The 22,996-nt window shown below is 60.4% G+C and carries 22 protein-coding genes and 1 pseudogene; 2 read left to right on the top strand and 21 right to left on the bottom strand.

From position 1 onward, the window contains the following. The 3 genes and pseudogenes from BBTA_RS07075 to BBTA_RS38075 form a co-directional block, all read right to left on the bottom strand. Entirely contained in the window at positions 1-1,200 is a 1,200-nt protein-coding gene (locus BBTA_RS07075; RefSeq protein WP_148221409.1) for a cellulose synthase operon protein YhjQ/BcsQ, read from the bottom strand. Between the two features lie 21 nt (positions 1,201-1,221). Continuing rightward, positions 1,222-2,151 carry a Flp pilus assembly protein CpaB gene (gene cpaB / locus BBTA_RS38085; RefSeq protein ID WP_012041769.1) on the bottom strand — a complete coding sequence of 310 codons (930 nt, stop codon included), beginning with the start codon at positions 2,149-2,151 and terminating at the stop codon, positions 1,222-1,224. A gap of 181 nt (positions 2,152-2,332) precedes the next feature. Next, a pseudogene (locus BBTA_RS38075) lies at positions 2,333-3,495 on the bottom strand (HD domain-containing phosphohydrolase). Positions 3,496-4,146: 651 nt separating this feature from the next. Between BBTA_RS38075 and BBTA_RS07060 the strand changes: the two are divergent. Further along, the gene (locus tag BBTA_RS07060; RefSeq protein ID WP_041750419.1) at positions 4,147-5,097 is read left to right on the top strand and encodes a LysR family transcriptional regulator; all 951 of its coding nucleotides are present in this window, start codon (positions 4,147-4,149) and stop codon (positions 5,095-5,097) included. Here the strand turns inward: BBTA_RS07060 and BBTA_RS07055 are convergent. The 13 genes from BBTA_RS07055 to BBTA_RS06995 form a co-directional block, all read right to left on the bottom strand. Next, positions 5,073-5,330 carry a DUF2274 domain-containing protein gene (locus BBTA_RS07055; RefSeq protein ID WP_041750418.1) on the bottom strand — a complete coding sequence of 86 codons (258 nt, stop codon included), beginning with the start codon at positions 5,328-5,330 and terminating at the stop codon, positions 5,073-5,075. The two genes, BBTA_RS07060 and BBTA_RS07055, sit on opposite strands and share 25 nt — an antisense overlap. Then, positions 5,327-6,505 (bottom strand): TrbI/VirB10 family protein, encoded by a 1,179-nt coding sequence (locus tag BBTA_RS07050; RefSeq protein ID WP_012041764.1) that lies wholly within the window; start codon positions 6,503-6,505, stop codon positions 5,327-5,329. The genes BBTA_RS07055 and BBTA_RS07050 overlap by 4 nt, the downstream gene beginning before the upstream one ends. Then, the gene (trbG, locus tag BBTA_RS07045; RefSeq protein ID WP_371260204.1) at positions 6,502-7,455 is read right to left on the bottom strand and encodes a P-type conjugative transfer protein TrbG; all 954 of its coding nucleotides are present in this window, start codon (positions 7,453-7,455) and stop codon (positions 6,502-6,504) included. The genes BBTA_RS07050 and trbG overlap by 4 nt, the downstream gene beginning before the upstream one ends. A gap of 26 nt (positions 7,456-7,481) precedes the next feature. Then, positions 7,482-8,165 (bottom strand): conjugal transfer protein TrbF, encoded by a 684-nt coding sequence (gene trbF, locus BBTA_RS07040; protein ID WP_012041762.1) that lies wholly within the window; start codon positions 8,163-8,165, stop codon positions 7,482-7,484. Further along, the gene (gene trbL, locus BBTA_RS07035; protein ID WP_012041761.1) at positions 8,165-9,370 is read right to left on the bottom strand and encodes a P-type conjugative transfer protein TrbL; all 1,206 of its coding nucleotides are present in this window, start codon (positions 9,368-9,370) and stop codon (positions 8,165-8,167) included. The genes trbF and trbL overlap by 1 nt, the downstream gene beginning before the upstream one ends. Positions 9,371-9,373: 3 nt before the next feature. Beyond that, positions 9,374-9,748, bottom strand: coding sequence for a putative entry exclusion protein TrbK-alt (trbK-alt, locus tag BBTA_RS07030; protein ID WP_041750417.1), 375 nt, complete (start codon positions 9,746-9,748; stop codon positions 9,374-9,376). Beyond that, positions 9,748-10,482 carry a P-type conjugative transfer protein TrbJ gene (gene trbJ / locus BBTA_RS07025; protein ID WP_012041760.1) on the bottom strand — a complete coding sequence of 245 codons (735 nt, stop codon included), beginning with the start codon at positions 10,480-10,482 and terminating at the stop codon, positions 9,748-9,750. Before trbJ ends, trbK-alt begins: the two co-directional genes overlap by 1 nt. Then, a complete protein-coding gene (trbE, locus tag BBTA_RS07020) occupies positions 10,479-12,920 on the bottom strand; it encodes a conjugal transfer protein TrbE (RefSeq protein WP_012041759.1) in 2,442 nt (813 codons plus the stop codon). The genes trbJ and trbE overlap by 4 nt, the downstream gene beginning before the upstream one ends. A gap of 8 nt (positions 12,921-12,928) precedes the next feature. Beyond that, positions 12,929-13,192: a VirB3 family type IV secretion system protein gene (locus tag BBTA_RS07015; RefSeq protein WP_012041758.1), complete on the bottom strand. Its 264-nt coding sequence runs from the start codon at positions 13,190-13,192 to the stop codon at positions 12,929-12,931. Further along, complete coding sequence (locus BBTA_RS07010; RefSeq protein WP_012041757.1) at positions 13,192-13,518, bottom strand: TrbC/VirB2 family protein; 327 nt, start codon at positions 13,516-13,518, stop codon at positions 13,192-13,194. Before BBTA_RS07010 ends, BBTA_RS07015 begins: the two co-directional genes overlap by 1 nt. Then, positions 13,515-14,435, bottom strand: coding sequence for a P-type conjugative transfer ATPase TrbB (gene trbB / locus BBTA_RS07005; RefSeq protein ID WP_049795323.1), 921 nt, complete (start codon positions 14,433-14,435; stop codon positions 13,515-13,517). The genes BBTA_RS07010 and trbB overlap by 4 nt, the downstream gene beginning before the upstream one ends. A gap of 316 nt (positions 14,436-14,751) precedes the next feature. After that, the gene (locus BBTA_RS07000; protein ID WP_041750416.1) at positions 14,752-14,931 is read right to left on the bottom strand and encodes a hypothetical protein; all 180 of its coding nucleotides are present in this window, start codon (positions 14,929-14,931) and stop codon (positions 14,752-14,754) included. Next, positions 14,928-15,476 carry a hypothetical protein gene (locus BBTA_RS06995; protein WP_148221408.1) on the bottom strand — a complete coding sequence of 183 codons (549 nt, stop codon included), beginning with the start codon at positions 15,474-15,476 and terminating at the stop codon, positions 14,928-14,930. Before BBTA_RS06995 ends, BBTA_RS07000 begins: the two co-directional genes overlap by 4 nt. Before the next feature lie 212 nt (positions 15,477-15,688). On the opposite strand from BBTA_RS06995, the gene BBTA_RS06990 reads away from it, so the two are divergent. Continuing rightward, the gene (locus BBTA_RS06990; protein WP_012041754.1) at positions 15,689-15,946 is read left to right on the top strand and encodes a helix-turn-helix domain-containing protein; all 258 of its coding nucleotides are present in this window, start codon (positions 15,689-15,691) and stop codon (positions 15,944-15,946) included. Positions 15,947-16,311: 365 nt separating this feature from the next. Here BBTA_RS06990 and BBTA_RS41260 read toward each other — a convergent pair whose 3' ends face one another. From BBTA_RS41260 to BBTA_RS06965, 5 genes are all read right to left on the bottom strand, one after another. Beyond that, positions 16,312-16,818, bottom strand: a complete 507-nt coding sequence (locus BBTA_RS41260; protein ID WP_244424380.1) for a hypothetical protein — start codon at positions 16,816-16,818, stop codon at positions 16,312-16,314. Continuing rightward, positions 16,811-18,358: a nitrate/nitrite transporter gene (locus tag BBTA_RS41255; protein WP_244424379.1), complete on the bottom strand. Its 1,548-nt coding sequence runs from the start codon at positions 18,356-18,358 to the stop codon at positions 16,811-16,813. The genes BBTA_RS41260 and BBTA_RS41255 overlap by 8 nt, the downstream gene beginning before the upstream one ends. A gap of 347 nt (positions 18,359-18,705) precedes the next feature. Further along, positions 18,706-19,140, bottom strand: coding sequence for a hypothetical protein (locus BBTA_RS06975; RefSeq protein WP_012041750.1), 435 nt, complete (start codon positions 19,138-19,140; stop codon positions 18,706-18,708). 9 nt (positions 19,141-19,149) lie between these two features. Beyond that, positions 19,150-21,126, bottom strand: a complete 1,977-nt coding sequence (locus BBTA_RS06970) for a conjugal transfer protein TraG (RefSeq protein ID WP_041751301.1) — start codon at positions 21,124-21,126, stop codon at positions 19,150-19,152. Between the two features lie 89 nt (positions 21,127-21,215). Further along, on the bottom strand, positions 21,216-22,943 hold the full coding sequence (locus BBTA_RS06965) for a VirD2 family relaxase/mobilization nuclease (RefSeq protein WP_012041748.1): 1,728 nt from the start codon (positions 22,941-22,943) through the stop codon (positions 21,216-21,218). Positions 22,944-22,996 lie beyond the last annotated feature (53 nt).

Here is a 22,996-nt window from a genome sequence, read left to right as displayed (position 1 = left end):
TCAACCAAAGATCCGACTGAATATCGAACGCGTTGGCCCGTCAGTCTCTCCCGTAAAGTCGCGGAGCAACCGCGCCAGACCACGGTTGAGCACAGCGCATTTCCGTGTGGCCTTCACACCAAATTTTGAGGCAATCGCGATGTCCCGATCATACGGGATGATGATATCGGGGGCCTGGCCAACCGCACGAATGAACTCGGCTTGCGGTAGCGCTCCGTCGGCTCCGTTCATGTTGAGAACATGCAGCGTCCGGCGCTCGGCAGAATTGGGCCCGATCCATTCGCGCCAGCGCGATAGTTCTCGCGCCGACGCCAGACTGGCATCGCTGACCAGGACACAGACGCTCGGCTGATGCAGCACCTGAGCCAGCCCCAACGCGACGATCGACGGCAAGTCGACAAAGACGAAACGATACCGGTGCAGCAATTTTCCCAGCAGCGAGAGCACGGCGCCTTCGGCTAGCGTCGTGCTCTCGCTCAGCGGTTCAAGAGACGCCAGCAAATCGAGACGCTCGCGCACATGTATCGTTCCGCGTTCGAGAAAGAGCCTGTCGACGCGCTCAGGCTTTTCGAACGCTTCGCTGAGCGCATGGCCCGGCGTCGAATCAAATTGCAGCGCAGCGTCGCCATTGTGCAGGTCGAGATCGACAAGCATGACCCAGCGTTGCTTTTTCTCAGCCAAATACCAGGCCGCGTTAGCTGCGATCGTGGTGGCTCCGACGCCGCCGCGGACGCCGATCACGAAGACGAGCTTGCCGGTGCGTTGACTCGGCGAATGTTCGCGCCCGTCGTTCAGAATGCGGTTGCAGGTTGCTTTAACCGCGTCGATGATCAAAGGCTTGAAGAAATATTCGCTCACACCGGCGTTTTTTAGGTCGCGGTAGAGAATGATGTCGTTCCTGTCGCCGATCACCACGACGCTGACGCTCGGTTCGCATCGGTCCGCAAGCTCATAAATATGCACGACCGGGTCATCGACGCCGCTCAGGTCCACAAAGAGAAGACGCGGTGACGGTTGCGTGGCGAGGTAGGCAGTTGCGGTTTCGACCGTACCTTTCTTGAACTCGGCATCGTCGATACCAAGATCGCTGAGCGATTGACGGATGACTCCCTCGGAGTCCTGATCGGATACAAAAACCGTCGCAACCGGCGCAGCTTCCTGGGCGTGGGTCAGGCCGGGATCTTGTCCGGGCGTATCCATCACTTTGGGCCTCTCTCGACGTTACCGGGCGCGATGACTTGCCGGGTCAAAAAAGGGCGCGCTGCCGCCAGACGAGTTGGGTGGACGGCGGACCAGGCATTCGAGCGAGCTCCCGGAAAGCGACTCATCCGGATTGCATTTCCGTAGCGCCGGTGGCCCGACCTCCCTGAGAGCAGGCGAGACATCCGATGCCCAGACTGGCCCGGCCTCCGTCTGTTCTTCAGGATGCTCGACGGCTACGCGCTCAAGGGGCAGAACCGCAAGCTGAAACTTGCCCAGCTGCGCGGCAACCATGAGCGCCTCCGCTTGCCGTTCAAGCAGCTCGAGCGTGACTGTCTTCGGAATACGGGCCTCGGTGCTAATCGCAGCCGCTACGTTGGTCGACGGGGTCAGAGACTGATCGATGGCGATCACCCGTACGTCGCGCAGCATGGTCTCGCTGACCGTCTTGCGCCCGGGATCGGTTGCTTGTTCGCCGAAGCTTTGCGTCAATATCACATCCACACGATCGCCGGGCAAAGCCATCCCCGCCGCGCTTTGCGCCGCATCAACGAAAATCGATATGGCGCGGCTCCCCGGCTTGAGCACTGCAGCGAGAAATTGCCGATCGCCGGGCTTGACGAACTCGCTCGCAATCAGCGGCTCGTCCTGGGCAAAATTGCGCCGACTGATCGCGCCCAAGAATTCCGCTTCCGAAACTTGGCCACGCATGAGATATCCGGGGCGAACCTCACCCGGCATCACGTCCTTCCAGGCGATATCCTCTTTTCGCAACAATGTGCCGAGGGCGATTGTACGGGCCGCCACCAGAACTGCCGGTCGGCTTTCGACCGATCTTTCGACTACCGCGACGGGGCGGCTTCTCATCTGGCTGAACCACGCGATGAAGAGTCCAGCTCCGACGAGCACCAAGACACCGCCTAAGGCAAGCAGGACGTTGCGCAAAAACATTGAAAGGACTTTCTGGCGGCCCCAGCATCAATGCAACTTAACGTTAGGTTGCAATATATTCACTACTAGGAAGATGATTTTGATTTGAATCAAGGGGTCCAGCCCCTCGCGAGAACAACGAGGCGGTTCACCCTGGCCGCCGCCAACGCCGATAGCGGCGTGCAATTCAATCGAACTTGATTCAATTGAACTTGAAGCCCTTCTGGCGGAAGAGGGCGACGCAGGCGTCGACAGCCGCGGGGTCGTAAATGTGGTTTTTCCCGGCCTCGATCTCGGCCAGAGCCGCATCGAGACCGAGCCCGGCGCGATAGGGACGATGCGACATCATCGCGTCGACTACATCGGCGACCGCCAGGATCTTGGCCTCGATCAGGATGTCCTCGCCTTTGAGGTGGTTCGGGTAGCCCGAGCCGTCGAGCCGCTCGTGATGCTGCAGGATGGCTTGGGCGACGGACCAGGGAAACTTGATACCCTTTACGATGTCATATCCGGTTTGCGCGTGGGTCTGGACCATCTGGAATTCGAGCAGCGCAAACTGCCCGGCTTGGTCAGTATCTCGGCCGGCACGTTGATCTTGCCGACATCGTGAATCAGGCCTGCAAGGAAGATGCCCTCGACCTGCTCCTCTGTCAGACCGATCGCGCGCGCGATTGCGACCGCAAGATCAACCACGCGGCGCTGATGGCCTGCCGTGTAAACGTCGCGCATCTCAACTGCGGCGGCGATCGCCTGGACGGTCGCTTTCAGGTTTTCCTGCACGGCGGAGAGCGCCGCCTCGTGCCCGACACGGTCGCGCCGCGCTGAAATTCCGAACGCAAGATCTCCGGCCAGCTCCTTCAGCAGGCCGACCTCCTCCGGGCCGAAGGCATCCTGTTCTCCTGCATAGAAAGCGAGGTTGCCGAACACTTCCGATTTAGTCTTGAGAGGCAGCGAGATGCTGGCGTAAAAACCGAACCTGAGTATGTCCTCGCGCCAGGGCGCCATGGCCGGATTGGTCGCGACGTCCTGGTTGATCTGCGCTTCACCGGTCCAAATCGCGGTCCCGGTCGGGCCCCGTCCCTTCTCGGTGTCCGCCCAGGTGATCTTCGCCGTTTGAACAAATTCGGGATGCTCGCCAGCCCATGCCACCGGCCGTACCGACTTGGCCTCGTCGTGTTCGGCAAACCCGATCCAGGCCAGGCGATAACCGCTGCATTCCACGCCGACCCTACACATTTCATCGAGCAATTCCTGCTCGGTTGTTGCGCGCACGGCTGCTGCGTCAGCCGCGCCGAGGGTTCTGAGCGTCCGATTGAGCCGATGAAGGGCGCGTTCCGTCTGCTTGCGCCCGGTGACCTGATCGATGGGAGTACCGCGGCAGCCGAAACGGCTTCACCCCGAGCCGGGCTACAAACTCGAAACTGCGTTTTAGGCGAAGGCGTCGAGTTGCCAGGTTGATTCAATTTTTGCCTATGTGTTCGCGTTGCGCCAACGCAAATCGTTGGTCAATGCGTCCGATATACATTTGACTTGGCGAACAGACAGGTACCCAAACATACTGCTGACGAACGTCTATCGACTGCACAATATGAAGTCATTTCCGGACACGCCCGGCTCCGTTCGATCGTCTGATGAAATAAGCTGAGCTATTCAATGCTCGACGATCCCGCTCCTTCATCACCTATCCAGTAGACCCCTCGGTTACTCCTCCCATGGCCTATCGCACAACAAGCGTAGCGCTGAAACGAACCGTCCCGAGCGACCTGGCGATCCGCGAAGGTCGCATTTTGCGATCTCGCAGCGACGCCTCTGCTAGATGACCGGGCAACTTGAAAGCAGTCCGCGAGCACTGAAATTTACTTACAATTAAGTTTTTGGTATCTAATTACCATTAAGAGCCTTAGAGGCCATGCCGGAGTTTCAGTTCTCCTACTCGCGGTCACAGCGCTCAGCGCCGCAATCGCTAGGACTCGTGGTGCAATTGTTGTGGTTTCGCTACAGCACCGACGTATTTTTATGCCCTATTCCAATAATAGGCCGCACGGCGGCAGCGCAATTTCGGGTCTTGACCTTCGGCAGCTCAGATATGCGGTGATAGCAGCGGATTACGGCAGCATCCGACAAGCCGCCGAAGCATTGCTGATAAAGCAATCCACTATCAGCCGCTCCATTCGTCAACTCGAAGACACGCTTGGGGTAGCGGTGTTTGCACGAACGAGCGGCGGCGTTCAGGCAACCGACGCGGGACGTCAATTTCTCCGCATGGCGCGATCCGTACTTGATCAGATGGATATGATCATAGCGGTGTCCCAAGCAAATGGACGGGGCGAATCGGGGCGACTCACCGTCGGATTCTGCACGTCACTGACGACCGGCAACCTTCGTGCGACGTTGCTCGAATTTCGAACGAGATTTCCGCATGTGCAGCTTGGGACTATCGAGCGATCGAGAGCGCGGCTTGTGACCGCGCTTCGCAACGGAGCCATCGACATTCACATTGTAACAGGTGACGCACCTTCCTTTTACAGCAAGGTAATGCGACTTTGGAGTGAGCGCATCCTGGTCGTTCTGCCGGAGAGCCATGCCCTTGCTGCGCAGGATGTCGTCTACTGGACGGATCTGCAAGACCAGACCATCTTGCTAAGTCAGTATGATCCGGGCCGCGAGCTGGAAGGACTGTTGACCACAAAGCTTACGTCAACAAGCGATCGCCTGCGGATCGAACGGCACGACGTTAGCCGTGGGGTCCTCAAGAGCCTGGTCGCCATGGGGCTAGGCTTAAGTCTTGTGCTCGAGTCAGACATCGGCGCCAATTTCCCCGGGTTGACGTATCGAGAAGTCCGGGACGGAACCGGACCAAGCCGCCTCGAGTTCGCCGCAGCATGGAGGGAGGATAACGAAAGTCCGCCGCTAAGGGATTTCATCAAGTTATTGAATGAACGCTATCCGGCATCTTTCCCCGTCTGAAGTTGCTTTCTTCTGGCTCGGGCAAACGCTCGATCAGTGGCCATGAAGCGCGTCAGCATGGGCACTATCAGTGATGTCGGATCGACCGCTTTTCCACTTTCGAGCTTTAGAATTTCGGCATAGGCGACCAGATCGCGATGAGTGCTGGGCGGCATCCGCACGGTCAGACTAACTGGCATATCATCTTCAATGGCCGCGATCTTGAGCTTAGTCGGTTGTATCATTCGCTTCATGGTTCAATCACCAGGTCACGATTGACGATCACTCGTATCGGGAAGCCAGGCCGAATTGTCAGGGTTGGCTGAATATTGAGGTTCCTTCGAACGACTTGTTGTCCAGTCTGGTTCAAGGAATTCGCCCCGGTCAGGCGGAGCGCGTGAACAATATCGGTGTTGCTGCCGCTATCCGCACCAGAGCCAAGCTCCGCTCCCACGCCAAGGGTGGTTGACAGCAGCGCCGCCTTGAACAGCTCAGCCCAGTGATTGTCGACGTCGTCCTCGAGACCGGAATACCCGCCCGCATCCGTTCCCTGTTGCCGTTCCAGCACGATCGATCGACCATCCGGCATGATCAGACGCGTCCACACCAACAGCACCCGAGACTGGCCAAATGCGACCTGGCTATCATAGATTCCTATGAGTCTTGCGCCTTGCGGGATAAGTTTTGCACGGCCAGAAGGAGTATCATAGACCGCCTCTGTCACTTGTGCGGTGATTTGGCCGGGGAGATCAGAGCGAATCCCGGTCATGAGCGCTGCCGGAATGATGGTCCCCGCTTGAACGACGTATGGAGATGCAGGACGCAGAAGCCTGTCGGGCGCCGTGGTCCGCCGATCGATGGGAGCATTGACGAACAGTTGCTTGCGATCCTGCCCATTCTGCGTGAAGGTTTCGTCCGAGGATGATGCCGTGGCGTTGGTGGCCGTCTCCTGAGATGCAGCATGCGGCGACGTCGGCGGCGCGGTTGTCGATGCAAAGACTTTGCTGGTCCGAGCTGCCTCGGTTTCCTGGTTGGCACGTTGTTGTTCAGCGTCAAGGCCGATTGCTGATGCCGCCGTTGCGCTGGCGGGCGCCGGGTCACCCAGCTTCGGCGGTCCAGATCGGGTGGTCTCGTGTGAAACGCCGCCATAGTCTTGCGGTAACTTCGTCAGACCGTCTGCCACGTTGTGATGGTCTGTGCTGTAGAGTTCGCCCAGTGCGGGATTGTGCGGCGGGTTGCCCAAGGCCCATAGCACCGCGCCGGCGACGAGCAGCAAAGCCAGCGTGCTGCCGCCTGCAAGAATTTTGCGGGAGAGCCGCGTGATCTTGGGACGCTCTGTAGCCAATCGTACGGCCTGCGTATGATCAGTCGACGCCGATCTTGGTCCAGTTGAAGGACTGACGCGCTCGCTTGAACCATTGTCCGTCACGATCGGCCTCCGTCGTTCCTCGCAATCCGCACTATCTGTTGCTTCTCTCCGCCAAGGCGCAGTTCGGCCGCGGCAAACAGACGGTCGGCAATCAGGATATTTTTGTAGACGCGATAGTTGACGAGCTCCGGTTTGCCGTCCTGGCCGACGACGAACAGCGGCGGCATTTCGCCCTGTGCGATCCCGGGCGAGAATTCGATATAGACCTTTCGGCCGTCATCATACGCATTGACTGGCCGCCAGGGCGGGTTGTCGCCCTCAACGACGTAGCGGTAGCGGCGCTGGTCTATCGCCGGGATGAGCGGAGTTGGGGGCAAAGCCTTGGAGCGGTCCCTTCGGTCTTCGGGGTAAAACCAGGCGACCGACGGCATGTATGGCCTTTCGCGGGAGCGCAGCTCGATGAGGTAAGTCCGCCGGTCGGTGTTGACGACGAGATTTGTCTCGATAGCGGTCCGCGTCGGCTTGACCATGATGTGGACGCGCCTGGTATCTCCGTTGCCGCTTTCGGTATCGCCGACGATCCAGCGTACGGTGTCGCCGGCGGCAAGTGGTCCCGAACCGGTCAGCTGCTCGCCCGGCTCGAGCGCGATATCGGTAATCTGGCCGGGCGAGGCATAGATCTGATAGAGCGCGCCGGGGCTGTAAGGAAACACCTGGACGGCGTTGAAGTACCCTGCCCGCCGCGGCTCGACCCGCGCGGCATCATTGGCCGTCGCGATCCGGTCCGCCGGCTCGTTGGCCTCCTCATCGCCCTTCTTACCGCCGCGGGTTGGTGTCCAGGGCGGCGGGACGTGCAGCGGGCGCGCGCGTTCGTCCGCCGCCATTGGGAGATCGGGGGACGATTGTAGGTCGTTATCATAGCTGACCTGCGGGGGCTTGAACGTTGTGCAGCCGGAGAGCGCGGCCGTTACGAGAACGACGAGACCAACGGGGCCGCTATTGCGCTTCAGACCAACCGACAACGGTGCAGGCTTTCTCACTGGCCAAGCTCCTTCGACCAGTTGATGGAATTGACATAAACGCCAAGCGGATTCTTGCGCAGGCGATCGGTGTCGCGCGGGGTTTCGATGATCACGGAAAGGATCGCGGTCCAGCGCTCGGTCGCAGCGAGCTGGCCGCTGTCGTAACGGCGCTCGGTCCATGCCACTCGAAAGCTTTGCGGTGAGGCGCGGATGACGCTGGAAATCTCGACCGCGACCTGGGTGTTGCCGAGCTTGACAAAGGGATCGTTCGTTCGGGCGTAATCGTTCAACGCGGCGGCGCCACGATCGGTCGTGAAATCGTAGGCTCTGAGCCAGTCCTGCCGCAGCACGATGGCGTCGGTCGGCAAGCCCCGTACATCCTCGATAAACCGCGCGAGATGAAACGCAATTTGCGGATCAGTCGGCTGATAGGAGGAACTTGCCGGCGCAACCGCCTGGGCCTGGCCGAGATGATCAACCTGCACGACCCACGGAGTGATCGTGCCTTGGGTGGATTCCCAGACGAGAGCCGCGGCGAGCCCGCCGGACAGCAACAGGCATCCAAATGCCATCAACCGCCAGTTCCTGGCTTGGACCCGGGCCGAACCAATCCGCTCATCCCAGACTTGTGCTGCCTTCTGATAGGGCGTTACGGGCTGCGGCGTGCTGCCGTAGTGCACGGATGGCCGCTTGAACATCAGTGTCCTCCCTCGGACAGATCAACGGAAGCCCCGCTACCTGCGCTATCACCACTGCGGACAGCATGAGTGGCAGCGGATGCCCCTTGATTGACCGTCTGCGCACGTTTCATCCGGCGCGCCCAGGCCGGTGCTGCATCACTCGTTGACGAGCTGCTTGCGAAGCTCGCAGCCATACGGCGCAGCGGGCTGACAATCGCCGAGCCGCCTGCGCTCGCGACACCCGACAGTCCTCCGGCTCGGTAGGCACTGGTTGCCCCGCTCGCAACCGAGGCGACCCCACGGGCTCCGCCCAGCAGCGCGCCGCCGGCCATTCCGACACCACCGGTGGCAAGACCCGCGCCCGCAACGACGGCACCGCCTGCGGCCAAGCCGGTGCCGACTGCGGCGCCGGCACCGAGCTGTGGTCCGCCCGACACGATGCCGTTGGCAATTCCCGGTCCAAAGATGCCAAGGCCCAGAAGGGCAAGGGCTCCGAGCACGAGCGCCATGGCGTTATCGATGGTCGGCTGATTGCCACCAAAACCGGCCGTGAACTGGGTAAACAGCGTCGACCCGATACCGACGATGACGGCCAGCACCAGAACCTTGACGCCCGACGAAATCACGTTGCCCAGCACGCGCTCGGCGGCAAAGTCGGTCTTGCCGAACAGACCGAATGGGATCAGCACGAAGCCCGCGAGCGTCGTCAGCTTGAACTCGATGAGGGTGATGAAGAGCTGGATGGCCAGAATAAAGAACGCCAGCAGCACCACGATCCAGGCAAACAACAGCACCGAGATCTGGACGAAGTTCTCGAAGAAGCTGACATAGCCCATCAGCCCTGAGATCGAATCGAGAATCGGTCGTCCGGCATCGAGCCCAACCTGAGCAATCTTTCCTGGCCGCAAGAAGTCGGCCGTGGAAAGGCCAGTGCCGGAAGCTTTCAGCCCCAAGCCGGCAAAGCTCTCGAAGACGATGCGTGCGAGGCTGCTCCAATTGCCGATCAGGAACGCGAAGACGCCGACAAACAAGGTCTTCTTGACGACCCGGGCCAGAATGTCCTCATCCGCCCCCCATGCCCAGAATAGGCCGGCAAGCGTGACGTCGATTGCCGCGAGCGTCGTGGCAAGATATCCGACTTCGCCCCCGAGCAGGCCAAACCCGGAATCGATGTACCGGGTGAACGTCTCCAGAAACTGATCAATGATTCCCGTGCCACCCATCGTTCACTCCTTGTCGGTCGGCTGGATCGGAGGGGAATCAGATGGCAGACGGCTCTCGTCCTTCGGGGCAACGAACAACGAGGAGCCCGCTTGGGCCGCCCTGGTATCGGACGTTGCTGGAGCTTTCTGCCCGTGAAACTGGCGATGGTTCTCATTCGAGGCTTTCAGACACTCGGGCAGAGCGTCATTCTCCTCGTTGGTTACAGAGCGGCATTCCGTGAGCTTCGGCAGCAATGGAACGAATGTCAGGTCGGCGGACACGGGTTTGTTCGTCTGCTCCCCGCCGCCGTGTAGCCGAATCGCGCAGGCAGCGACGACAAGGAGAACCAGCACGACGGCTGAGAAGGTTGGAGTTCGTTGGACCATTTTCGTTTTCATCAGTGAAACATCTGCACGGTTGTGGGTTGATAGCCGGCGCCATGGGTCAGGAAACGCCGCAGTTGCTCCCTGCCCTGGTCCTGGGCGGCCGCATGCTGCGCGGACTCCAGGTTTTGTGCGCGCGAATGAGCCGCGATGACCGCCGTGAGATCGGCAAGCTGCTGGGCCTGCAGCGCCAAAAGCTGATTGCCGGCCTGGGCCGCTTGCAGCGCGCCGGTCGCCCCCTGGCTCGAGGTGACAAGAGCGGACATCTCGGTGCGGTTGGTGTCGAGGTTGCCGACGACCGTGGCTTGTGTCCGCAAAGCATCCTGCAAGCCCGCCATTGCATTCTGCCAACGGCTTTGCGCGTTCGCTATCAACGCCTGGTCCGAAACGCTCGATGATGCGGACGCATAGGTCGTAGAGAAAGCACGATCGATCTGCTGGATGTCATAGGCGATGCGCTGAGCTTGGGCGAGAAGCTGCTGGGTTCGCAGGATCGATTGCTCCAGCTGCAACAACGACGAAAACGGCAGCGTGGCCAAATTCTTCGCCTGGTTGATCAGCATCTGCGCCTGATTTTGCAGCGACACGATCTGGTTGTTGACCTGTTGCAGGGTACGAGCTGCAGTCAGCACGTTCTGCGCATAATTGTTGGGGTCGAACACAACCAACTGCGCCGAACAAGGCCTGCAGCCAACGATTAGGGTGACCGCAATGACGCCGACGGCGGCAAGACGACACAGGCGCTTCATTTGGACGCCTCCAATTGAGCAAGATGAGGGATGAGGTCGGTCGCCCAGGCAATATCGCGTGCCTTCAACCATCCGGACGCAAAACCATCGCGGCCGTGTTCGGCAAGGACTTGTTCGATCAGCGCCTGATCGGCCTTTGAAGAAGCCGCGGTGAAGGCAAGCGCAACCTCGCCTAGACCAAGTTCGAACAGACGATTGCCGCGACGCGACTGGCAGTAGTAGTCGCGCTTGGGTATGGCGCGAGCCAGGATCTCGATCTGCCGGTCGTTCAGCCCAAAGCGCCGATAGATCGCCATGATCTGTGGCTCGATGGCGCGGTCGTTCGGGAGCAAGATCCGTGTCGGACAGCTCTCGATAATAGCCGGCGCGATCGCTGAGCCGTCGATATCCGCTAACGATTGGGTGGCGAAGATGACCGAGGCATTCTTCTTGCGCAGCGTCTTCAGCCACTCGCGCAGCCGTCCGGCAAAGTCCGCGTCGTCGAGGGCGAGCCACCCTTCGTCGATGATGAGCAGGGTCGGCCGACCATCAAAGCGGCTCTCGATCCGGTGAAACAGATAAGCCAGAACTGCGGGCGCAACAGCGGTACCAATCAAGCCATCCGTCTCGAAGACCTGGACGGATGACGCTCCCAACCGTTCATTTTCGGCATCGAGCAGACGATCATAAGGGCCGCCGATGCAATAGGGCTGCAGGGACCGCTTCAGAACGTTCGATTGCAGCAGAACGGAGAAACCAGTAAGCGTGCGTTCTTCGACCGGCGCGGAGGCTAACGAGCTCAAAGCCGACCAGATATGCTCCTTGGCTTCGGGGGTGACCTCAATGCGTTCACGGCTTAGGATTGAACCGATCCAGTCCGTCGCCCAGGCGCGCTCGCCGATATCATCGATACCGGCAAGAGGCTGAAGAAAGACGGACTCAGAAGTCTCCCCAGTGACAGCTCCACCGAGGTCATGCCAGTCGCCGCCCATGGCGATCGCGGCAGCACGGATGGATCCCCCAAAATCGAACGCAAAAATCTGCGATTCCGGATACCTCCGAAACTGCAGCGCCATCAGCGCCAGCAGCACCGACTTACCCGCTCCTGTCGGCCCGACCACCAGCGTATGCCCGACGTCACCAACGTGGAGTGAAAATCGAAACGGGGTCGATCCTTCCGTTTTGGCCAAGAATAAAGGCGGAGCCTTAAAATGATGGTCCCTGGGCTCGCCGGCCCACACCGCGGACAGCGGGATCATGTGCGCCAAGTTCAAAGTCGAGATCGGGGGCTGACGGACGTTGGCGTAGACATGGCCCGGGACGCTGCCAAGCCAGGCCTCGACAGCATTGACCGTCTCGATCATGCAGGTGAAATCGCGTCCCTGGATCACCTTTTCGACCAGGCGGAGCTTCTCGTCGGCGCTCGCGGGCTCGCCATCCCAGACTGAGATCGTCGCCGTAACGAAAGCTTCTCCAATCTGGTCGGAGCCCAATTCCTGCAGCGCCGCGTCTGCATCCATTGCCTTGTTGTGGGCATCGGTATCGAGAAGAGCAGAAGCCTCGTTGGTCATGATCTCCTTGAGGATCGCGGCCACCGACTTCCGTTTGGCGAACCATTGCCGCCTGATCCTGGTCAGGAGCTTTGTTGCATCGGCCTTGTCGAGCATGATCGCGCGGGTCGACCAGCGATAGGTGAACGGAAGCCGGTTCAGGTCGTCGAGAATTCCGGGCGTGGTCGCCGTCGGAAACCCGACCACCGTCAGGATGCGCAGATGCGCCGACCCGAGCATCGGCTCAAGACCACCGGTTAGCGGCTGATCGGCGAGCAGCGCGTCGAGATACATGGGGATCTCGGGCACCCTGACCCGATGTCGCTTGGTCGAGATCGTCGAATGCAGGTAGGTGAGCGTCTCCTCGTCATCAAGCCAGGCGCACTCCGGCATGAAGCCTTCCACCAGCTGCAGAACACGATTAGTCCGATCCACGAACCCACGGAGGATTTCGCGCCCATCGGCATCGACGGTGCGGTTGCTCCCTTCGTAGAGCAGCCGTTCCGTTTTCGCCGTTCCTTCTGGCGGCGGCAGATAGAGAAACGTGAGGAAATAGCTCGACTCGTAGTGGGCGCCGGCCTCCTCGAATTGTGCTCGCCGCTCTGCATCGACGAGGGCGGAAGCCGCATCGGGAAATGTATTCGGGGGATAGCTGCCAGTGGAATGGCGTTGCGCCTCGACAAAGATCGCCCAGCCTGATTCCAGGCGCCGCAGCGCATTGTTGAGACGGCCGGCGACAGCAACGAGCTCGGCCGGCACCGCACTATCGAGGTCCGGTCCCCGAAATCTCGCCGTGCGCTGAAACGACCCATCCTTGTTCAGGACGATTCCTTCATCGACAAGAGCGGCCCACGGCAGGAAGTCAGCGAGCCGGGTATTGGATCGGCGGTATTCGGCGAGATTCATCATAGAAGACCTCATGTGTTGAGATAACCGGGGATCCGGAGATGCCGGCGGACGACCTCGACAAAGGCAGGGTCGCGCTTGGTCACCCAGACAGCGACCATGTGACCAACGAACCAAAGCAGGAGGCCCGCGACCCAGAGGCGCAGACCAATACCGAGGGCAGCAGCGAGCGTGCCGTTAACGATGGCGATCGAGCGTGGCGCCCCGCCCATCAGGATCGGCTCGGTCAGCGCGCGATGGACCGGTGCTTCAAATCCTGGGATCTGTCCGTCCATCAGATCACAACTCCCCCGCCGAATGAAAAAAACGACAGGAAGAAACTCGAGGCCGCAAACGCGATCGACAGGCCGAACACAATCTGGATCAACTTGCGGAAGCCCCCGGACGTATCGCCTAGCGCGAGCGAGAGTCCGGTGACGATGATGATGATGACGCCGACGATCTTGGCGACGGGGCCCTCAACCGATTGCAGGATCTGGTTGAGCGGTTGCTCCCACGGCATGTTGGAGCCGGCAGCCGATGCTGAAGTGATGGTAAGGTAGGTGATTGCGAACGCGGCCGCCCCTACAATCCCTCGCATGCCCGATTGATTGAACTTCATGATGGGTCCCCTATGGCTGAAAGAACGTAGTCGCCCGAAGCTCCGAGACCTTCGACACTGGCGAGCTCGGTGAGCCGGCGTTCGTTGCCGCGGCCGGAAAGCACAGCGATGACGTTGATGGTTTCCGCAATCAGGTCGCGCGGCACGGTGACAACCGCTTCTTGAATGAGTTGCTCGAGCCGGCGCAAAGTACCAATCGCGCTGCCGGCGTGGATGGTGCCGATGCCCCCGGGATGACCTGTGCCCCAGGCCTTGAGCAAATCGAGAGCCTCCGGACCGCGCACTTCGCCGATCGGAATCCGATCGGGGCGCAGACGCAGCGACGATCGGACAAGCTCCGATAACGAGATCACGCCATCCTTGGTGCGGAGCGCCACCAAATTCGGTGCCTTGCACTGCAGCTCTCGCGTGTCTTCAATGAGGATGACCCGATCCGAAGTCTTGGCAACCTCCGCCAATAGCGCGTTGGTCAGCGTCGTCTTGCCGCTGGAGGTACCACCAGCCACGAGAATATTCTTGCGTGCCCCAACCGCGCGACGCAAAGCGTCGGCTTGGCACGAGATCATGATTCCTTGGGCGACATAGTCGTCGAGCGTGAACACGGCGACCGCTGGCTTGCGAATAGCGAAGGACGGGGCCGCGACCACCGGCGGCAATAGTCCCTCGAAGCGCTCCCCTGTCTCCGGTAATTCAGCCGAGACGCGCGGGCTGCCTGCGTGAACCTCGGCACCCACGTGATGAGCGACCAATCGGACAATGCGCTCCCCGTCCTGGGCCGACACGAATCGTCCGGTGTCTGCCAAACCGACAGACAGGCGGTCGATCCACAATCGCCCGTCGGGGTTAAGCATCACCTCGACGACGGTCGAATCTTCAAGAAAGCGGGCGATAGCTGAGCCGAACGCGGTGCGCAGCATGCGCGCTCCACGCGAAACCGCTTTCGATTGAATGGGATGATTCACCAGTGCCGTCCCCACCAACTAGGCCGTCCCGAGCGGCCTCAGATGGGATGATCAGAGAAGGCAAGCAGCGAGCCGCTGCAACGAGGCAATTATCGCGTGAGTACCCTGGCGTATAAAAAGAAATGACAAGGAGTGTTCGGCATCGTCAATCGGCAACGCAAAGAACGCCAGGGCCAGTGAGAATCCCTATCGCTGCTCAGGTTGCCGCCCACAAATCCGTCCTGTCCGGAGAGGAAAGCGCGTGCGGCTTTGTCAGGTTCTGAGCAGACTACTAGGTTCCGTCGCTTGGGTTCGGCTCCAGTCGATGCTGTTTGATGTCTACCGCAAGCTCGGCCGTACGTTCGATCATGTTGTGGACCATTGTCTCGCAATCGAGCTGGGTCAGCGTGAGAATGCCGTGCTCTCGCAATTCATCTTCGAGAATCGCGGCCATGATCGATACGATGCTCATTCGCCTTCTTCCATTCCCGGCGCGCCTTGCAAGGAGCTTCGACGTGTGGCGCAATCATCGTTGTCGCCCGCATGGCGAAATGGCAGTGGCGTGCCCCCTACGTCGCAGACTGCTTCGATTAGCAGACGGACCGCTTGCGCATCCCAATCAATCTGGTCAAGAGGGTCTTCCCAGTACTGGGACATCACGTGGGCTGCATGACGTGCTTTTAGACCCAACCCAGCGATTGTGCGCGCTTGCGTCTCCATGATCGCCCGTTCGATTGGGTAGAGACGGGCGAGAACAGGTTCGATCCGACGTGCTACGGCTTCCTCACAGGCGTGCTCCTCGAGGCTCGTCTGGCCGGTCGATTGCTCCGGTCGCTGCGGAGCAGCACCTTGACGTGTTTTCTGATTGTGGCGCAACCGATCCAACGCAAGCAACTCTGCGAAGATCGCGTTGAATTGCCTTTCAAGCGCGAGCAGCCGGGAGTCGTCCTCTAGCGAGGAGGCCGCGGAGCCGACCGGCAGCTGATCAAGGCTGATCTCAGCGGAGTCATTGCTCATGACACGCTCTACATTGCACACTCGGCCACGAAACATCTTATTGATCTTCATGGTCAAATTGGCGCCATGCGCCGTCGACGCCCCCACCGATATCTGTGGGGCGCGCACGCGGCATTGTTTGCCCGCAAGGGCATCGATGTTACGCTACCAGAGTAATCCTTTGCCCCTGATGTGTCAACACCTCGGGCGCAAAAACTTACACTTGGGGCGTAATGTTGACCAGCGAACAAATCAGAGCGGCGCGTGCCATGCTTCGGATCGAACAGCGCGACCTCGCGGAGAAATCCGGCGTCTCGCTGGAAACCATCAAACGGATCGAACGCACTCCCGGACCGATATCGGCCTATACCGGGACCGTCGACAAGCTGCGTCGAGCTTTGGAGTCCGCGGGGATCGAGTTCAGCAATGGTGATCGGCCTGGCGTCCGTTTGACGTCAACAGCAGCAAAGCAAATCGATCGCACTGAATGACCTGGCGCCAATGCGCTCAGTTGCCGCAACGGTGTATTAAATCGACCGCGCGCCGACGGCTTGGCGTGAGCCAAGTGCCTGTGACCATCATGTAGGCCGAGCGAAAGCAGTCGGGCTGCGGCAGCTATCAAATTCGATGGCTGCAAACCCGGTGAGCGCAGCCAATCGCTCAAGTGCGTTCCGGTCTCGCACTGGCGGGCCTTGGTCAACGGGCTCTCACGCTCCATTCCATGCGAAAGAGCCTTGGCTTCTTCGCGCAGCCGCAAAATATGAGACCTATATTTTGTCCGCACCGGGGACAATCCCGGGTGCTCGTCCGTTTTCGGGTTCTGATCGGAAATCGCATTCAAGCAGCCGACATTCTCTTACCAATCGCCTCCTGCGCACGCCTCAAGGATCGGCTCTTCAACAGAAGAGCCACGAGATCCCGCGAGGCTTCCAAGAGGATCTCCAAAGGCATTCCGGCCTAACGTTCGAATCCACGGCATCGCAAACCACACCAGTGCGGCCGCCTGAAATACAAGGCAAAGACCAAACGCGGTCTGATAGGCCACGACTGGATAGTGTCCCCCCTGAGATGGCCATTGCGCCACCAAGAACCCGATGCCGTATTGGATCGTAAACGCCCAGCAGAAGTGCAAGAGGTTCAAGGCGCCATTGCTGCGCGCGGCAAATTCCCTTGGGAAATAATCGGCTACGACCGCAAAGCTTAGGACGGTTGCGGCTCCGGCTATCGACACGATCGACCAAGGTAGAAGCGACGGCAGTGGGATGCGGAGGAGCAGAGCGAGTTGGGCCACGATGAACAGCGCTCCCACGCTAGCCAAAAGGACCTCTGTCCTCGTATTGAGTTTGCGCAGGCGATCAGCCAAGCCGCAGAGCTCCAAAACTTAGGCCAACGGCCATGAAGAGCATATGAGAGACCCGGCTCTGCCCGTCGAGCCCTTCCACGTCCGTGAGCCAGGCCGAAGCCCACAATGACTGCAGCGCCCAGGCCGATCCAATGCAGGTCGCAGAAAGCGGTGCTATTCGCAGGAATCGCGGATCTGAATAGACCGACCACAAGGTAAGCGGCTTTCGGGCGGTGGTGGCGGTCTGTGAATCGCCGACGCGCTCCGGAACGACCATGTAAATGAGCCCACTCACCGCAAAGGTCCCGATCGTCAGAATCTCAAAGAGGCTGCGCCAACCAACGTAATTCAGCAACCAATCGGTTGGCGCGGTTGCTGTCACTGCGCCAAGCGAGCCCAACATGATCATCCAGCCGTTGGCAAGCGCGACACGTTCTCTCGGAAACCAGGTGACAATGGACTTGAGTCCGGCCATCAACGAGCCGGCGACGCCAAGCCCAATCATGCCGCGCGCAAAGAGGAGTTCTGGGAGGCTCGAGGCATTACCGAACAGCGTGGCACCGCCAGCGGCAATGACCAGTAGCACGCCTTGGACCCGACGCGGCCCAAAACGATCCAAAAAGATTCCTACGGGAATCTGGGCCACCCCGAACACCAGGAAATAGACTGACGCGAGCAGCCCAGTCTCGGCGGCGTCGAGGCCGAACTCAGATGCTAATGCCGGTGAGATCGCGGCATTAATCGTCCGAAACAAGTAAGCGAGGTAATAGCCCGCCGCAAAGGGAATAAACACTGAGAGGACTATGCGCCATGTAGGAAGTGATTCTTTTCTCGATACATCAGACGTGCCTCTTGGGTTCGGATTGGAATTTGGCGGCATCGGACGTGAGTTTTGCCGCGAGTCTCTCCGCGCGTCCGGCGAGCTCTCGCCATGATCGCGGTCACCGCGCGAACGGCTTACTCCTTCTCCAGGGTTGAGACCCTGGGCAACATCGGAGCGTTCAGGGCCAGCTTTTTGACCGTGTTGCTGCGGCTCCGCGGTCTGGGTAGCCCCCTCGCCTGTCTCGTGCTCCACTCCGCCCTGGCTTTGGGAATGCAGAGATTCGATCGTCTCCTGCATGAGAGGCCGGCGCTGTTGGACGCGGCGGTCGACCTGCTGCGCCAAAACTCTGAACCGCTCGTCACCCAGGCGGATCGCCTCTTGTTGCCGCTCTTGCGATACAGGTGGGGTCACTGCCAACTGGTATCGCGCGTGTAGCGCGACGGTCTCAGCGATCATCCGCATATCGCGCTCGAGGTGGTCGAACCGGGTGTGCATATCGTCTAATCGTTCGCGCAACAGGGATTCGAGCGATGGCGCGGGACTCATGAAATGCTCGAGAGCAGCTTCAACCAGCATGCTCTTGCCGACGCCCGGTCGGTCGCTCGCGACGTCAAGCCGACCACAGACACTTTCGCTGAGCCGAACCGTTACCTTGCGACGCGCGGAGGTTTTGCGCTTGCGCCCAGCTTGAACGTCAACGCGATCAACCTGCGTACCCAATTCGGCGAGTTGTTGCATCCGATGTTCCCTAACGTCCCCATGATCGAGACCGCGGCTTCGCGAGACGATTGAGGAGGTGCCAATCTGACGGGAACGACAGAAAAGGCAGGCTGAGCCTGGGCTCAACAGAGCAGAACTGCCGATCATGCTCTGGCGTAAGAAAAGAAAGGAGATGCGGAGTCGCGTTGATCGGCAACGGAGTATCAGCGGAGGGATGATCTGTTTGGCGCATTGCGGTCTGAGCGATCACCAGAACCGGCGGCGATCGCTTCTCAAAATAGTTGCAACGGCTTTCGCGAATGAGGCTGTCTGGGCCCGCGGCTCTTCTTCAGGGCGAAATCGTATCATCCTTAGGGAGAACGGGCCTAATCTTTGACTTGCGCCGCGCTTCCGAGTTCAGGAGATTCGATACTGACTTCGTTGAGAACCGTCGATCCACTGGAGAGACGCCGGCCGAGTGCTTCGACAAAGCGATCGTAGCGTTCGGCGCCTTTGGCACGCGCTGCTTGGCTCGACTGCTCTGGGAGAGCCGGCGTTGACGTCAGCCAGAAGCGAATGAACAGGGCTATGGTCTCGAGCGTGATGCCATCATTGCGTTCGAGCCGCTCCAGCACCCGCACGATCCTGTCCAGGCGCTTGGCGATCACAGCCTCGCGCCGATCGGAATCGTCAGGGGAAAGAAACGACCCGATCGCGGCCTCGGCCACCAGCGACTTCGGCTTGCCCTGATGCTTGGCGTAGGCGTCCAGGCTCGCGAATATCTCTGGATCGAGGTAAATGCTGAGCTGGGTCTTTTTCATCTTGCCTGCTTACAGGCCCATCTTGTCGTCAGGATCGAGGCTGACAGCGCGTGCCAGGCCCTGCATTGATCGATTTAACGCTGATGCCTGCACGGCTTCAGCGTCACCCTCATCGGGCGCAGCATCAAACTCGTTCTCGGCGAGTGGCGCCTTCACGATGACCTCTTCTTGCTGCGGCAGCTCCGGTTCGCGGCGAATGCCGCCATTCTGATCGCGCGCCTTGTTCTTGAGAGCGGTCAGCAATTTGACCGATGGAGGAATTGGCCCACGTCCTGACCACTCGTCCGATCGCGCGGCCCGGTCGATCGGCATCGCGTCCGATGGCTTCAAGATCCGGCGTTGGAATTGAGGATCTTCATAGTAGCGGACCTTGGTGGCGCGGATCGGATGCAGCCCGGAGACCATCACAATTGCCTCGTTGGGGGAGAGTTGCATAATCTCTCCAGGCGTTAGCAACGGACGCGACGTCTCCTGGCGGCTCACCATCAAATGGCCGAGCCACGGCGAGAGGCGATGACCGGCATAGTTCTTCATCGCGCGCATCTCGGTTGCGGTCCCGAGCGCGTCCGATACGCGCTTGGCGGTGCGCTCGTCATTGGTGGAGAACGCGATCCGGATGTGGCAATTGTCCAGAATCGCGTGGTTCGGGCCATAGGCGCGTTCAAGCTGATTTAAGCTCTGGGTGATCAGGAAGCTTCGGATCCCGTAACCTGCCATGAAGGTTAGCTGACTTTCAAAAAAGTCTAGCCGGCCGAGGGCTGCGAACTCATCGAGCATCAGGAGCAGCTTTTGCCGCCGTCGGTCGGTATCCAAGCTTTCGGTCAGCCGCCGTCCAATCTGATTGAGGATGAGGCGCATCAGCGGCTTTGTGCGGGCGATGTCGGAGGGTGGTATCACAAGATACAGAGATATCGGTTGATCCCCATCAACCAGATCACGGATGCGCCAGTCGCTTCGGCCCGTCACCTTGGCAACCACAGGGTCGCGGTAAAGTCCCAGGAAGCTCATGGTCGTCGACAACACGCCCGATCGCTCGTTCTCACTCTTGTTGAGGAGCTCGCGTGCCGCCGAGGCCACCACCGGATGGACGCGCTCGCCGAGGTGCGGTGTCGCCAACATGGCGTTCAGGGTTGCTTCGATTGGGCGTAACGGATCCGACAGGAAGTTGGCGACCCCCGCCAGCGTCTTGTCGGCCTCGGCGTAGAGGACGTGCAGGATGGCACCGACCAGCAGAGAATGGCTGGTTTTCTCCCAATGATTGCGCCGCTCGAGCGCTCCTTCGGGGTCAACGAGAATGTCGGCGATATTCTGCGCGTCGCGTACCTCATTGTCTCCTTTACGGATCTCGAGCAATGGATTGTAAGCAGCGCTCGCGGGATTAGTCGGATCAAACAGTAGCACCGACCCGAGCTGGGCTCGAAAGCCGGAGGTCAATTGGAGGTTTTCGCCCTTGATGTCGTGGACAACAGTGGAATACGGCCACGTCAGAAGGGTCGGGATGACGAGACCAACGCCCTTTCCCGACCTCGTCGGCGCAAAACACAGCACGTGTTCGGGACCGTTGTGCCGCAGGTAGCGATCGCCCAGACGACCGAGCACGACGCCATCGGGCCCAAGAAGGCCGGCACGGCGCACCTCCCGCGCATCGGCCCACTGCGCCGAACCATAAGTCGTAACGTGCTGAGCTTCCTTTGCACGCCAGACCGAGAGGATCATGGTAACGGCCATGGCTGCGATCCCGCCGCTTGCGGCGATGCACCCACCCTGAAGGAAAATCGTTGGCGCATAAGCGTCGAATTTGAACCACCAGATGAAGAGGGCCAATGGTTGATACATGGGCCAGGGCCCGATCATGAACCAGGCCGGCCCGAGTTGCGGCTGAAAGCCGAGCCGCCAAGCGGTCCACTCGGTGGCTGTCCAGAGAAAGGCAAGCACGAGCAGCGACGCAAAGAAAAGCTGGCCCCAGAGGATTTTGGTTGCGGACATGCACAGAGGGATGCGCAAGTCCGGCTGACATTCAACAGCGATCCAGTCGCTGTCGTGATCACGCGCGCCGTGGCGTAGAAACCGGATGGTCAGACCGCGAGGTCCCGCTTGCGTCCGAGACTCCATTCAACGCCACCGGGACCGGCGATGCCGTTGACGTGCCGGCCAAGCTCGCGTTCCAGGGAAGGTGTCCAGGGTACAAGCTGAAATCCCAAACCATTGTCGATCATTGCGAAGCGGCCGGAAGCAAGGGATAGCCGTTGGCGATAAACTCCTGTGACTGTCTCCCCTGCCTCGGCGGGCAAATGCGACAGTCCCGTTTCCGAAGCGAGACGCCGTCCGATCACGTCGAGCTCGCGGCTGCGCAGCGTAGCGACAAGGTTGCGCCCGATTGTGACCTTGTCTCCGTCGCGGCGGACAAGGCCCTGCTCTGCCAAAATATCGATCCGCCGATCGAGCGCAGCACGAACCTCGGCGCCGAAACCGGCCCGCGAAAGCTCTGCACCTTCTCGGGCCACCAGCCGGCGGTCGAGCCAGGTCGCCCCCTCCGCTACCACCTGCTGGTCGAGACTGAGATCCGAGCGGACCGCGAGTGCGATCCGCTGACGGCCCCTTGCATCATCGAAATGGCGGAGCTCCACGATCCCGCCGATTGGACCATCCCCAGCCGCTTCAATATCGGGGAGCTTGAGATGATGAACGCGCCCGTCGATGCCGTCGACGACGGCGAATGCTGAGCCCCTCAACTCGTCATCCAGCCCGCGGGCGATGAGGCGGCCGATCACGGGCTCGCCATGGCGTTCGCCTTCGAGCGCCCAGGATGACGGGGCGCGTGTGGCACCATCCTTCGTCAGGCTCTTGTGCAGCCGCTTGATGATATCGCCGCGCTCGCCTAGCTCCCGCAAGCGGAGTTCTGCGTCAGGCGCGAGCACCCAGCGTGCTGGCCCCGCAGGTTCAGCCAGACCCAGCCGCTCCAGGGTCCGCATCCGACCAATTCTAAGCTCCCGCAGCGGATCGGCCGCGACATCCCGGCTCGGCCTGACATCAATGACCCCATCCGCCGCCCCCGCTTCCCGGGCAAGCACCCGATCGATCCGTGTCCAGCGTTCGGCCGTCGTCTCATTCTCAAGACCACGACGGACCTCAAGCTCCGATCGCGGACCGAGCTCGCGAGTAACGAGATCGCCAGCGCGGGCACGCAAGCCCGTCGAAATATAGTCGCGGCTGATGACGAGGTCTTGGCCGTCATCGGCGCGGCCTCTCACGAGGATATGGACGTGTGGGTGCTCGGTGTTCCAATGGTCGATGGCGACCCAATCGAGCCGCGTGCCGAGGTCGCGCGAGGCCTGGTCCATGAGCTCGCGGGTGAAGGTCCGCAAGCTCGAGAGCTCGCCGGCATCATCGGGCGAGACGATGAACCGGAAATGATGCCGGTCGTCCTTGCAACGCTCAGTGAAGGCTCGGCCGTCGGCCTCGTCTCCGGCGGCATCGAACAATTTGCCGGGCGCCCCATCGCGGGTCACCCCGTCGCGCTGGAGATATCCGATATGGGCGCGCAGCGCACCCGGCGATCGCATCCGCCGGACCACTTGCGCCTTGATGACAGCGCCGCGAGCACGGCTGCCTAGGAGTCTTGACGCGGCAAGGCTCGCGGCGCGGCCACGCCCAAACGTACTGCCGCGTCTCTGGCCGGCCCGCGAGAGTCCGCCAGCCTTCTGCGCGGCTTGGAGCGCCTGCGCCAGGAACGGTTTTGTACGCGCCGCGCGCGTCGAGCGGATGCGACCTGGACGGATCCGAAAATCGTCGCTTCTGGTCATCTTGGGCTCATAGGGTGTGGATAGATGAGCGGCGATAACGCTTTGCCGAAAGT

This window comes from Bradyrhizobium sp. BTAi1 (assembly GCF_000015165.1).
GTDB classification, from domain to species: Bacteria; Pseudomonadota; Alphaproteobacteria; order Rhizobiales; family Xanthobacteraceae; genus Bradyrhizobium; species Bradyrhizobium denitrificans.
Note: the sequence above shows the minus strand (reverse complement) of the source record. Positions and strands in the feature narration are given on the sequence as shown.